Origin of the sequence: Pseudomonas triticifolii, from assembly GCF_014358015.1 — a bacterium.
Classification (GTDB): domain Bacteria; phylum Pseudomonadota; class Gammaproteobacteria; order Pseudomonadales; family Pseudomonadaceae; genus Aquipseudomonas; species Aquipseudomonas triticifolii.
Window position 1 is genome coordinate 327908 of record NZ_JACONV010000003.1, and the last position, 11946, is coordinate 339853.

Annotated in this window: 11 protein-coding genes; 8 read left to right on the forward strand and 3 right to left on the reverse strand. The window is 59.7% G+C overall.

What is annotated here, in order from left to right:
• The first annotated feature begins 338 nt into the window (after positions 1-338).
• Positions 339-719 carry a histone-like nucleoid-structuring protein MvaT gene (gene mvaT, locus H8S56_RS08835; RefSeq protein ID WP_024688708.1) on the forward strand — a complete coding sequence of 127 codons (381 nt, stop codon included), beginning with the start codon at positions 339-341 and terminating at the stop codon, positions 717-719.
• Between the two features lie 81 nt (positions 720-800).
• On the opposite strand, the gene sbcB is transcribed toward mvaT, so the two are convergent.
• A complete protein-coding gene (sbcB, locus tag H8S56_RS08840) occupies positions 801-2231 on the reverse strand; it encodes an exodeoxyribonuclease I (RefSeq protein WP_187518414.1) in 1431 nt (476 codons plus the stop codon).
• A gap of 179 nt (positions 2232-2410) precedes the next feature.
• Here sbcB and H8S56_RS08845 point away from each other — a divergent pair, with 179 nt between their 5' ends.
• Genes H8S56_RS08845 through H8S56_RS08870 form a run of 6 tightly spaced genes read left to right on the forward strand, consistent with a single transcriptional unit; the run spans position 2411 to position 9280 of the window.
• Complete coding sequence (locus H8S56_RS08845; RefSeq protein WP_024695785.1) at positions 2411-3136, forward strand: RDD family protein; 726 nt, start codon at positions 2411-2413, stop codon at positions 3134-3136.
• Positions 3133-4113: a stage II sporulation protein M gene (locus H8S56_RS08850; RefSeq protein ID WP_187518415.1), complete on the forward strand. Its 981-nt coding sequence runs from the start codon at positions 3133-3135 to the stop codon at positions 4111-4113. Before H8S56_RS08845 ends, H8S56_RS08850 begins: the two co-directional genes overlap by 4 nt.
• Positions 4100-5689: a DUF4129 domain-containing protein gene (locus tag H8S56_RS08855; RefSeq protein WP_187518416.1), complete on the forward strand. Its 1590-nt coding sequence runs from the start codon at positions 4100-4102 to the stop codon at positions 5687-5689. Before H8S56_RS08850 ends, H8S56_RS08855 begins: the two co-directional genes overlap by 14 nt.
• Complete coding sequence (locus tag H8S56_RS08860) at positions 5686-6900, forward strand: DUF4350 domain-containing protein (protein ID WP_187518417.1); 1215 nt, start codon at positions 5686-5688, stop codon at positions 6898-6900. The genes H8S56_RS08855 and H8S56_RS08860 overlap by 4 nt, the downstream gene beginning before the upstream one ends.
• A complete protein-coding gene (locus H8S56_RS08865; RefSeq protein WP_024695781.1) occupies positions 6897-7940 on the forward strand; it encodes an AAA family ATPase in 1044 nt (347 codons plus the stop codon). Before H8S56_RS08860 ends, H8S56_RS08865 begins: the two co-directional genes overlap by 4 nt.
• On the forward strand, positions 7937-9280 hold the full coding sequence (locus tag H8S56_RS08870) for a DUF58 domain-containing protein (protein ID WP_187518418.1): 1344 nt from the start codon (positions 7937-7939) through the stop codon (positions 9278-9280). The genes H8S56_RS08865 and H8S56_RS08870 overlap by 4 nt, the downstream gene beginning before the upstream one ends.
• A 25-nt stretch (positions 9281-9305) precedes the next feature.
• Here the strand turns inward: H8S56_RS08870 and H8S56_RS08875 are convergent, their stop codons facing one another.
• Complete coding sequence (locus H8S56_RS08875; RefSeq protein ID WP_187518419.1) at positions 9306-9671, reverse strand: PilZ domain-containing protein; 366 nt, start codon at positions 9669-9671, stop codon at positions 9306-9308.
• Between the two features lie 193 nt (positions 9672-9864).
• Positions 9865-10239 carry a tetratricopeptide repeat protein gene (locus tag H8S56_RS08880; protein WP_024688720.1) on the reverse strand — a complete coding sequence of 125 codons (375 nt, stop codon included), beginning with the start codon at positions 10237-10239 and terminating at the stop codon, positions 9865-9867.
• Positions 10240-10415: 176 nt separating this feature from the next.
• Here H8S56_RS08880 and pyk point away from each other — a divergent pair, with 176 nt between their 5' ends.
• A complete protein-coding gene (pyk, locus tag H8S56_RS08885; RefSeq protein ID WP_024688721.1) occupies positions 10416-11867 on the forward strand; it encodes a pyruvate kinase in 1452 nt (483 codons plus the stop codon).
• Positions 11868-11946 lie beyond the last annotated feature (79 nt).

Genomic DNA, 11946 nt, shown 5'->3' on the forward strand with positions numbered 1-11946 from the left:
CAAAGCCGCCATTCTAGCGACTGCGCGGGAAAACTGCAGTATCTGTGTTGCCTGAATCCACGCGGTCACGCGGGCACGACGAGGGTAGAAGATTGCATGGTGCCAGTACGGCTTTTTTGCGCACGCAATGCTAAAAACAATCCCCGTACTTAAGAAGGGTTTTATCGCAAGGCTGTTAGTAGTGAAAACCGCGCCGATCTAGTTCGGCAGTCTGTAGGACGTGTGTATATTTCTAAATAATTCAAATAAAACTTTTATTTAATGTTTACTTGCCCGGTGCCTCTGACTATTATTGCGTCACTGTCTCCCTGCCACCCTTCACAACATAAGGTCCCCTCATGTCCCTGATCAACGAATACCGCGCCACAGAAGATGCCATCAAAGAACTGCAAGCCCGTTTGAAGAACCTGTCGCAAGACGGCAAATTGCAAACCGAGCTGGAATTCGAAGGTAAACTGCGCACGCTGATGGGCGAATATCAAAAATCGCTGCGTGACATCATTGCCCTGCTGGATCCGGACTCCAAGGTCAACAAAGCCCCTCGTGGCGGCGCCGTGAAAACTACCGGTACCAAGCGCGCCCGTAAGGTCAAGCAATACAAGAACCCGCACAATGGCGAAGTCATCGAAACCAAAGGTGGCAACCACAAAACACTGAAAGAGTGGAAAGCCAAGTGGGGCGGTGACGAGGTAGAAAGCTGGGCTACTCTGCTGGGCTAAGCATCACGAAGTCGTTTATTCGCGACTTGAAAACGCCAGCTTGCTGGCGTTTTTTATTGCCCATCATTTGGTCCTCGGGCATCAGGTACCCAGTCGGGTGCGCAGCAGCTGGACATAGTCCTGCCACTGCCTGAGCACCTCCAACTGCTCTGGCTTGGCATTAAGCGACAACTCCACAAGCGCTTTGGTGAAGCCCTGCAAAGTATTCGGCGCACCCGCTTCAGGGCTGTGCAATCGTGTCTGACAAAAATCACGCCACCGCTGTTGCTCTTCAGCGCTCAGGGTCTCTGGAAAGTTGCGGGCCCGATAGCGAAACAACAACTCGGGCAAGCGCGCATCGTCAAATGGCCATGCACCACGCGCCAGTTGCTCGGGCTCTGCACTGCGAACTTGTTCACAAAGCCGGCGATCCCGATCGCCGATAAATCCGTCATACAATTGCTGCTCGGGATCTTCACTGGCAGCGAAATCATCCTTGCCGTAAAGCACGTGTAGTTTTTCCTGCCAAACTTCCTGACCTTCTCTCAATCGCAACGCGCGGTCCTGATAGCTCGCCATGTCCAGTTGCAAACGCTCTTGATCTTCGGAGCGCAGCACACCCAGTGGAGCAACCACCGGGCAGCGATTTATATGCAATAGTTTGAGCGGGACCGGTAGCTCGCCCTCGGCCAGCGCGTCATGGCGGGTATATAAGCGTTGCTTCAGCGTTTCAGCGTCATGCTCGAGTAACGGAGAAGGGTCTTGATATAAATCGCACACGATCAGTGCATTGCGATTATGCGGATGCCAGGCCAGAGGCAACACCACCCCGAGGTAATTACGGGCAGCAGAAAAACGTCCCGAGATATGCACCAGCGGCTGCATCAGACGAATCTGATCCAGAACCTTATGTTTACTGCGCAGTGTGAACAAATAGTCATACAGCCTGGGTTGTTTTTCACGAACCAGCCGCGCCAGCGCAATAGTTGCACGCACATCGGACAACGCATCGTGGGCCTGGCCGTGATCGATGCCATTGGCCGCCGTGAGACGTTCGAGCTTCAATGTGACGCGCCCGCCTTCCTCGGGCCAGACGATCCCGTCAGGCCGCAACGCATAGGCTGCGCGCACGACGTCGATCAGGTCCCACCGACTGTTTCCGCCCTGCCACTCGCGGGCGTAAGGGTCGAAAAAGTTGCGATAAAGACTGTAACGCGTCACTTCATCGTCGAACCGCAACGTGTTGTAGCCAGCGCCACAGGTGCCGGGAGCCGAGAGTTCGGCATGCACCCGCGTCATGAAATCGGCTTCGCACAATCCTTTCTCAGCCAGTGTGGCCGGGGTGATTCCGGTGATCACGCAAGCGGCAGGGTGCGGCAGAATATCGTCGCTGGGCTGGCAGTAAAGATTGACCGGTGGCGCGATTTCGTTGAGCTGGGCATCGGTGCGAATACCGGCCATCTGCAGCGCTCGATCATTGCGCGGGTTGATCCCGGTGGTTTCGTAGTCGTACCAGAAGATGCTGGAGGTCACGGGCTGATCCTGAACAAAAGACCCTTGAAGTGTAGGGCGTGGAGCAGGACGTTGGCTAATCGGAAGACGCGCCAGGCCCACGATACGTTTTCTTACAGGATCTGTTTTGACAGGTCGGTTGCTTAGCATCGCCTTGGTAGCTAGCATCAGTTTTCGCCTTCAGGTAATGCCTCCCGATCATGTCACCTCCTCCCGCTTCGCAAGGGATTGCAGCGCACAGTGTGCAGCTCGATACCCGCATCGCTATCGAGACCCCGGAAGGCATCGACATGGTCCTGCGCCCGGCCGGTCTCGTTCCACGTGCGCTGGCATTCGGCATCGACCTGAGCATTCGTGCGGCGGCCCTGGGCGCGCTGTTCGTCGTCCTTCAGCTATTCGACAAGTTCGGCATGGGGCTGGCTGCCATCGCGGTTTTTCTGGTCAATTGGTGGTACATGGTGCTGTTCGAGGTGCTGAATCAGGGCCGTACACCTGGAAAACGGGCCATGAAGCTACGAGTGGTCAATGATGACGGTACGCCTGTCGGCTGGGCGTCGTCGCTGGTGCGCAATCTGCTGCGCTTTGTCGACATGCTGCCCCTGGCCTACAGCGTTGGAGCCGTCAGTTGCCTGAACCATCCACAGTTCAAGCGCCTTGGCGATCTGGCTGCCGGAACACTGGTCATCCACATGGACGTGCCGGTTCATCGCCCCGTCGTGCCGCACGCCGAGCCAGTCGTCGTGGCGTTTGCCCTGCAACTTGAGGAACAACGAGCGGTACTGAGTCTGGCCGAGCGACAAGGCGAACTGTCTGCGGCACGTGTCCATGAACTGGCGCAGATTCTGGTCGAGCCGCTGCAACTGCCTGCTGACAACCCGGTCAGCCAGGTCAATGGCATTGCACGCAGCCTGATGGGGCCGACATGAAGCAGAGCCAGTTCGAAGCACGCCACCAAGCTGAATGGCAGCGTTTTGGCGAATGCCTGGACGCCCTGGAACGCGGCAAGGCCGGGCCTGATGTGAGTGCCCTGTTTCCAGCAGAGTATCGACGCATTTGCCACCAGTTGGCATTGGCCAAGGAGCGCGCCTACAGCAGCCACCTTGTCGATCCGCTGCATCAGTTGGCCATGCGCGGCCATCAGCAGTTGTACCGTCATCGCAGCGCGCTGGGCGCTCAGTTTCTGGCCTTCATCCTTGCCGACTTTCCACGACGGGTACGTACCGAATGGCCTTTCGTGCTTGTCGCCTGTGTTCTGTTCTTCGGAAGCCTGATGGGCATGGGTCTGCTGGTTTACGGTTTCCCCGACCTGATCTACAGCATCGTCAGCCCTGAACAGGTCAGCGACATGCAAAGCATGTATGACCCGGCTGCCAGCCGCATCGGCCAATCTCTGGAAAGAGGATCCGACGATGACTGGATGATGTTCGGTTACTACATCATGAACAACATAGGCATCGCCTTTCAGACCTACGCCAGCGGATTGCTATTCGGACTGGGCAGTCTGTTCTTTCTGTTCTTCAACGGCTTGATGATCGGTGCGGTTGCAGGCCACCTGACCGAGATCGGCTACGGCCGGACCTTCTGGTCTTTCGTCATCGGTCATGGTGCCTTCGAGCTGACCGCCATCGCACTCGCTGGAGCCGCCGGCCTGAAACTGGGTTGGGCACTGCTGGCTCCGGGCAGGCTCACACGCGGCGAGGCCCTGCGGGTTGCGGCACGGAGCAGTGTGCAGTTGATAGGCGGCGTGATCCTGTTCCTGCTGATCGCTGCGTTCATCGAAGCGTTCTGGTCCTCCATGACCTGGCCCGGTGTTTTGATCAAGTACCTGGTGGGCGCCGCCCTCTGGGTGCTGGTCGGCGCTTATCTGACACTGGCCGGACGGACCGCTCATGCGCCTGACTGAATCGAGCGTCGCTATCCGCCCTCGCTCACCGTGGGAAGCCGTGGACCTGGGCGTGCTGATGGCGCGCGAGCATCGTGCGGTGCTGTTCGGCAGTTGGGCCATCGTCACCCTTCCGGTCTTCACCCTGCTCACCCTGTTGCTCTGGGATTACCCGACCATCGCGCTGTTCCTGTTCTGGTGGCTCAAGCCAGCCTTCGATCGTCTGCCGCTGCTGATTCTTTCGCGGGCACTGTTCTCGGAAACGCCGACCCTCAAACAGGCACTGCGGGCCTGGCCTGCAACCCTCAAGAACCAGCTGCTGCCCAGCCTGTTGTGGCGACGCCTGAGCCTGACCCGTAGCTTTCAGCTCCCCGTGCAGCAACTGGAAAACCTGTCCGGCGACGCACGCGCGCTTCGCATCAATCTGCTCAGCCAGAAAGACCTGCGGGCCGCCCAATTGCTGACGATCGTGGGCGTGCATCTGGAGTACTCACTATGGATCGGCCTGCTGGTGCTGTTCTATTTATTGATTCCGCAGCAGATCGAAATCGACTGGCAGTGGATGAGCCTTGTCGACACGCAGGCCGACTGGAACTGGCTCGAGCACCTGACCAACCTGTTTTACGCACTGGCGCTGATCATCTGGGAGCCTGTTTATGTGGCCTGCGGCTTCACCCTCTACCTCAATCGCCGCACAGCCCTTGAGGCATGGGATATCGAGCTCACCTTCAGGCGACTGCGCCAACGCCTGATCGGCACGGCGTATGCCTTGCTGCTCGGCGTCGGACTTGTTATCGCGGCAGCGCCAGAACCGGCAATGGCCGAGCCCCGGGACTACAGCTGCCCGCTGCCCGAGGCGGCGATACCAGAGCTGCCCACCGTGCTCGCTGCGCCCGATTCGCCACGCCTGACGCACCAGCCCCTGACCAGCGAAGCCGCACGCAGCGAGATTCAGGGCATCCTGCAGCAGCCGCCGTTCAAGAATCCGAAAACCCTCTCTGGCTGGCGCTTCCCGGAGCCGGACAAAAAGGCAGCAAAACCCGGCAGTGGCGATCATCAGACGATGATTATGGACTGGCTTAATCGATTGCTGCGGGCAGCAAACGCCATCGCAGGTTTTCTGGAAGCGGCGCTCTGGGGGGCGGCCCTGATAGTGGTCGGTATGCTGGTGTGGCGTTATCGCACGTGGTTCAGCACATTCGTCAGTCGCACGCCTGCGCCGGTCCGGCAGGTTCGCGAGGCACCCGAGCAGTTGTTCGGCTTGCAGGTCAGTGCGGCGAGCCTGCCCGACGACGTAGCCGGCAGCGCAGAGAAACTCTGGGCTGATGCGCCACGCGAAGCGCTGGGCTTGTTGTATCGGGCACTGCTCAGCCGCCTGCTGATCGACCATCGCCTGGTGCTTAAAAAGTCCGACACCGAAGGGCAGGTGCTGGAGCGTGTCGCGCAATTGAACCAGCCACACTTGAGCGAGTTCAGCCGCACACTGACCACCCACTGGCAAAATCTCGCCTACGGCCATCGCCTGCCGCCGCCCTCTGCGCAGCAGGAGCTGTGCAACGCCTGGCGTCGTTTGTTCCAGGCAGGTCATACGCCATGAGCAAACGCGGACTATTGATCACAGGCGCAATCCTGACACTGCTGGTATTGATCACCCTCTACATCGGCAGCCATCTTGAACGCTACGAAACCACTGTGGACCAAGGCCCATCACCCGAGGCGCGGTCCAATCCCTATCTGGCTGCGGCGCAATTTCTGCGTCAGCGCGCCCTGCCGGTGAACATCACCAGCACCCTGGTCGATCTGCCTGATACCCGCCAACGCACCCAGACCCTGCTGCTGCTCGACAATCGCGAAAACATGACGCCCGCCCAGGCCGAGCGGCTGCTGACCTGGGCCAGATCCGGCGGGCACCTGCTGTTCGTGGCCGAGCAGTTATGGGACGAGCAAAAAGGCCGCAGCGGTGACCTGCTACTCGACAAGGTCAAGGTTCGCCAATACCTGACCACTGACCTCAATGTGCAGGATGAACCGACAGATAACGTGCGCCCCCCTCTCCCTATCCCTCTGATGGCTCCGCCCGCCAAAAAGCAGAAGGTGAAATGGCCCGAGCTGACCCGCCTTTATCTGGAAAACGAGGAGGCTCCGGCCTACATGAGCTTCGACCCGGCCTTCCACCTGGAAGACCCCGAGGACCTTGCCCAGTCATGGGCCAACAGCGCCGATGCCACCCACATGCTGCAGATGAGCTACGGCCAGGGGCTGATTACCGTGCTCACAGATGCCAACCTCTGGAAGACCCGGTCGATCGGCAAGTACGACAACGCATGGTTGCTGTGGTACCTGACTCAGGACAGCGACGTGACCCTGATGCTGCAATCCGAACATGACAACCTGCTGAGCCTTTTACTGCGCCATTTCTCAATGGCGCTGGTCGCCCTGACGCTACTGATCGGCCTGGGGCTGTGGCACATCGGGCTGCGTGAAGGACCGGTTCAACTCCCTGCGACACGGGCCAGACGACAATTGACCGAACACCTGCGCGCCAGCGCCGAGTTTCTGCGCAGACGCAGCGGGCAACAACAGCTGCTCAAGGGCCTGCAAGTGGACATCCTGCGACGCGCCAGACGCCTTCATCCAGGTTTCGAGCGACTGCCTGTTGCCGAGCAATGGCAAGTTCTCGCGCGCTTGACTCGCCAACCCACCAGCGCCATCAGCGACGCGCTGCGACCAAGACCGCAGCAGCGCCTTTCCCACAGCGACTTCACCCGTCAGGTGGCCCACCTGCAAACCCTCAGGAATGCCCTATGAGCGATCAAGCGCCAGAACAGTCAGGCAGCATAGAGCCGATTACGACGGCGAACGCCGAACCTCCTGCCAGCACTCAGGCACAGCAGCGCCAGCGTGCCAGCCAACTGGCCCAGGCCTTGCGCAACGAGTTGCAAAAAGCGGTGATCGGCCAGAATGCTGTCATCGACGATGTGCTGACCGCCTTGATCGGCGGCGGTCACGTTCTGCTCGAAGGGGTTCCGGGGCTGGGCAAGACGCTGCTGGTACGCGCGCTGGCCAGTTGTCTGGGCTGCGAGTTTGCGCGCATCCAGTTCACCCCTGACCTGATGCCCAGCGACGTGACCGGTCACGCCGTGTACGACCTGCAGACCGAGCAGTTCAAGCTGCGCAAGGGGCCTATTTTCACCAACCTGCTGCTGGCTGACGAAATCAACCGGGCACCGGCCAAGACCCAGGCAGCGTTGCTTGAGGCCATGCAGGAGCGGCAGGTCACGCTGGAAGGCAGGGCACTGCCCATCACTCAGCCATTCATGGTGCTGGCCACGCAGAACCCCATCGAACAGGAAGGCACCTATCCGCTACCGGAGGCCGAGCTGGACCGGTTCATGCTCAAGCTGCACATGGACTACCCGCAGGCCCAGGAAGAACTGGACATGGTTCGCCAGGTCACTCGCTCGACCCGGGCGGACATGCTCGATGTCAGACCGCTGAGGGTCATCATGCAGGCCCGCGAGGTCCAGGTACTGCAACGCATTGCCAGCGAGCTGCCGCTGGACGATCAGGTGCTGGACTATGCTGTGCGGTTGGCCCGTGGTACTCGTACATGGCCAGGCCTGAGCCTGGGTGCCGGCCCGCGTGCGTCCATTGCCCTGGTGCGAGGCGGCCGGGCGCGGGCATTGCTGCGCGGGGGTGAATTCGTGGTCCCGGACGACATCAAGGGCTGCGCCCTGGCCGTGCTGCGCCATCGTGTGAGGCTGTCTCCAGAGCTGGATATCGAAGGCCTTTCGGTGGATCAGGTCCTGCGGCAGATCCTTGATCAGGTTCCGGCGCCGCGTCTGTGAAACAGGTATTGAAGCCCTCGACACGTCTGCTCGGCTGGCTTGGCACGCTGGCAGCCATTGCCGTAGTGCCAGGGGTGATTCATGCGCTGGGCATCACCTACCCTGCGCAGGTCGATACCCTTTATTGGGGCGCTTTACTGGCTCTGGCAGGGCTGAGCATGTTCGATGCGCTGGGGCTTGCGCGTCGCGCATCACCTCGCTTGCAACGGCACCTGCCGGGCAGCCTGGCGTTGAGCCGCTGGAACGAAGCCCGACTGGACGTCGAGCATGATGGGGCGGCCACCCTGAGCTTGAAAATCTTCGACCACCTGCCGCATGGGCTGGAGTCCGAAAACCTGCCGCAATCCATCACTCTTGCAGCGCGCGAAAAAGCGCAGCTTGGCTACCGGATTCGCCCACTGCAACGCGGCCATTTCACCTGCGAGCACTGCGAAATCCACCTGTACAGCCGCCTCGGACTCTGGTCTTCGCGTCGGCGTATTGCCTTGCCGGGGTCCACTCGCGTTTACCCCGACTTTGCGCGTGTATACGGCGGGCAACTGCTGGCGGTGGATAACTGGCTGAATCAGATCGGCGTACGCCAGCTTCAACGGCGCGGCCTTGGTCTGGAATTCAACCAGTTGCGGGAGTTTCGTGAAGGCGACAGCCTGAAGCAGATCGACTGGAAAGCCACAGCCCGCCAGCGTTCGCCCATTGCACGCGAGTATCAGGACGAACGCGATCAGCAGATTGTCTTCATGCTCGACTGCGGGCGACGCATGCGCAGTCAGGATGGCGATCTCTCGCACTTCGATCATGCACTCAATGCGTGCCTGTTGCTCGGCTACATCGCCTTGCGCCAAGGGGACGCGGTGGGGTTGACGACCTTTGCCGGCGCGCAGAACCGCTACCTGTCGCCAGTCAAGGGGCCAGGACAACTCAGCCTGCTGCTCAATACCGTCTACGACCTGCAGACCACCCAGCGTCCAGCCGACTACAGCGCCGCCGCCCGCGAACTGCTGGTGCGGCAGAAACGTCGGTCACTGGTGGTATTGGTCACCAATTTAAGAGACGAAGACGATGAGGAACTGCTGGCAGCCGTCAAGCACATGAGCCGTCAACACCGGGTGCTGGTGGTAAGCCTGAGAGAAGAGGTACTGGACAGCCTTCGCCACTCACCCGTGCAGACCTATGATCAGGCGTTGAGCTACTGCGGCACCCTGAATTTTCTAAACGCCCGCGCAGCCTTGCACGAACGCCTCGTCGCGCATGGCATTCACGTTATGGATGCACGCCCAGGTGAACTGGGCGCGCAATTGGTCTCGCAATATCTTGGCTGGAAAAAGGCAGGAACGCTGTAGCCCGCATCGATGGCAGGCCATTGCCTCAGGCGGACGCCTCCAGCGTTGGATAGAAGCAGAAGTAACGCCGCAAGGCCTTGATCAGATCAAGGTAGTCCTCGCACACCTCCGCCAGTTCAAAACCTGAGTCATAGCAACCGGGGGTTTCATCCTCATGGCACCACATACAGGTCGCGCTGACATCAATGGTCTGGAGCTGGAGTCCATCCTTACGATGCACTTTTACACGCAGATCAAATCGGGCACCGACCAGCAGAGGAATACTGCTGATCAGCATCAATCCCTCTTCGGAGACATTACCCAGGCAACCGAGCGGCCTGTCGGTGTGCCGATTGAAAACCTGAAGATATTCCTGCAACTGGTGTCGCTCGATTTTTCGCTCTTTCAACATGGCAGGTCGCCTTCAGAGACCATTGAGCATGGTCACGTAAACACCCTGAGCTCGCCGCAACCCGTGACAGCGTGGCGCGCAAACTCCTTTGTCGTTGGGCTTTTGCAGCCCTTTCGTTCCTTCGACAGTGAGCCTAGCGCAAATTCTTACAACATCCACCCGAACACGACACCAATCACCCAATCGGGTGTAATTATCTTGAAGCAGGAATCGGCCTGGCAGGTTGAGCGGGTGGGTAGTGACCCAACTGCGCCAGTGTGTCGAGCCGAGCACGCGCACGATAAGCATATTCACTGGCCGGATACTGCGCCATGAGGAACTGGTAGGTTTGTGCCGCATCGACGTAAAGTTTCTGCCGTTCAAGGCACTGCCCGCGCAGCATCGAAACCTCCGGCTGCACATAACGACGCGCACGACTCTGCCGTTCGACCTTGGACAGATCGAGCATCACCCGATCACAGTCACCTTCCTGATAGGCGCGATAGGCATGATCCAGGTTGGAGTTCATGGCCCAACGGGTGCAACCGCTGACCGCAGCCAGTAATACAACAATCGTTACAATACGCATGGGAGTCTCCTGTTCTCTGCCTTTTATCGGCCCGACATCCAATTTCTACAGGCCGATCCAGTACCGGTTGTCAGCCGATTGCCCTGCGTGCCGCCAGCGCGGTAGTGCAAAGGAACAATGACTAACGACCCAGACAGGAGTAGCCTCTCGCTGCGCTTCAATTAAGGAGTTTGTGCATGACCGTTCGCCGCACCAAAATCGTCGCCACACTTGGCCCTGCCAGCAACTCGCCGGAAGTCATCGAACAACTGATCCTTTCGGGTCTGGATGTTGCTCGTCTGAACTTCTCCCACGGCACCCCGGATGAGCACAAGGCTCGCGCCAAACTGATCCGTGATATCGCCGCCAGACACGGGCGCTTCGTCGCTCTACTGGGCGACCTGCAAGGTCCCAAGATCCGTATCGCCAAGTTCACAGACAAGCGGATTGAGCTGAAAGTCGGTGACAAGTTCACCTTCTCCACCGCTCACCCGCTGACCAGTGGCAACCAGCAGATCGTGGGTATCGACTACCCGGATCTGGTCAAGGATTGCGGCGTAGGCGACGAGCTGTTGCTCGACGACGGTCGCGTGGTCATGCGCGTCGACACTCAGACCGCTGACGAACTACATTGCACCGTGTTGATCGGTGGTCCGCTGTCGGACCATAAAGGCATCAACCGCCGTGGCGGCGGCCTGACAGCACCTGCGCTGACTGAAAAAGACAAGCAGGACATCAAGCTCGCTGCCGAAATGGACCTGGATTACCTGGCCGTTTCCTTCCCGCGCGACGCTGCCGACATGGAATACGCTCGCCAGTTGCGTGACGAATCCGGTGGTACAGCCTGGCTGGTTGCCAAGATCGAACGCGCCGAAGCCGTTGCCAACGACGAAGTGCTCGACGAACTGATTCGCGCCAGTGACGCGGTCATGGTTGCCCGTGGTGACCTGGGTGTGGAAATCGGCGATGCCGAACTGGTTGGCGTGCAAAAACGCATCATTCTGCACGCACGTCGCCACAACAAGGCGGTGATCGTAGCGACTCAGATGATGGAGTCGATGATCTCCAGCCCTATGCCGACCCGCGCCGAAGTGTCCGACGTGGCCAACGCCGTACTGGACTACACCGACGCGGTCATGCTGTCAGCTGAAAGTGCTGCTGGCTCGTACCCGATCGAAGCCGTTCAGGCCATGGCGCGCATCTGCGTCGGCGCTGAAAAGCACCCGACCGGCAAAACCTCCAGCCACCGCATCGGTCATTCGTTCACCCGTTGTGACGAAAGCATCGCGCTGGCGGCCATGTACACCGCCAACCACTTCCCGGGCGTGAAAGCGATCATCGCACTGACCGAAAGCGGCTACACCCCGCTGATCATGTCGCGCATTCGCTCCTCGGTGCCGATCTACGCGTTCTCCCCGCACCGTGGCACTCAGGCCCGCGCGGCGATGTTCCGTGGCGTCTACACCGTACCGTTCGACCCGGCAGCCCTGCCACCAGGTCAGGTCAGCCAGGCAGCGGTTGACGAGCTGCTCAAGCGCGGTCTGGTCGAGCAAGGCGACTGGGTCATCCTGACCAAGGGCGACAGCTACCACACCATCGGTGGCACCAACGGCATGAAGATCCTGCACGTCGGCGACCCATTGGTCTGACGTCAGCGCAACACGCAAAAGCCCCGTCTCGCGAGAGCCGGGGCTTTTTTATGGGTTTCAGGACTGAACGTTCCATCGT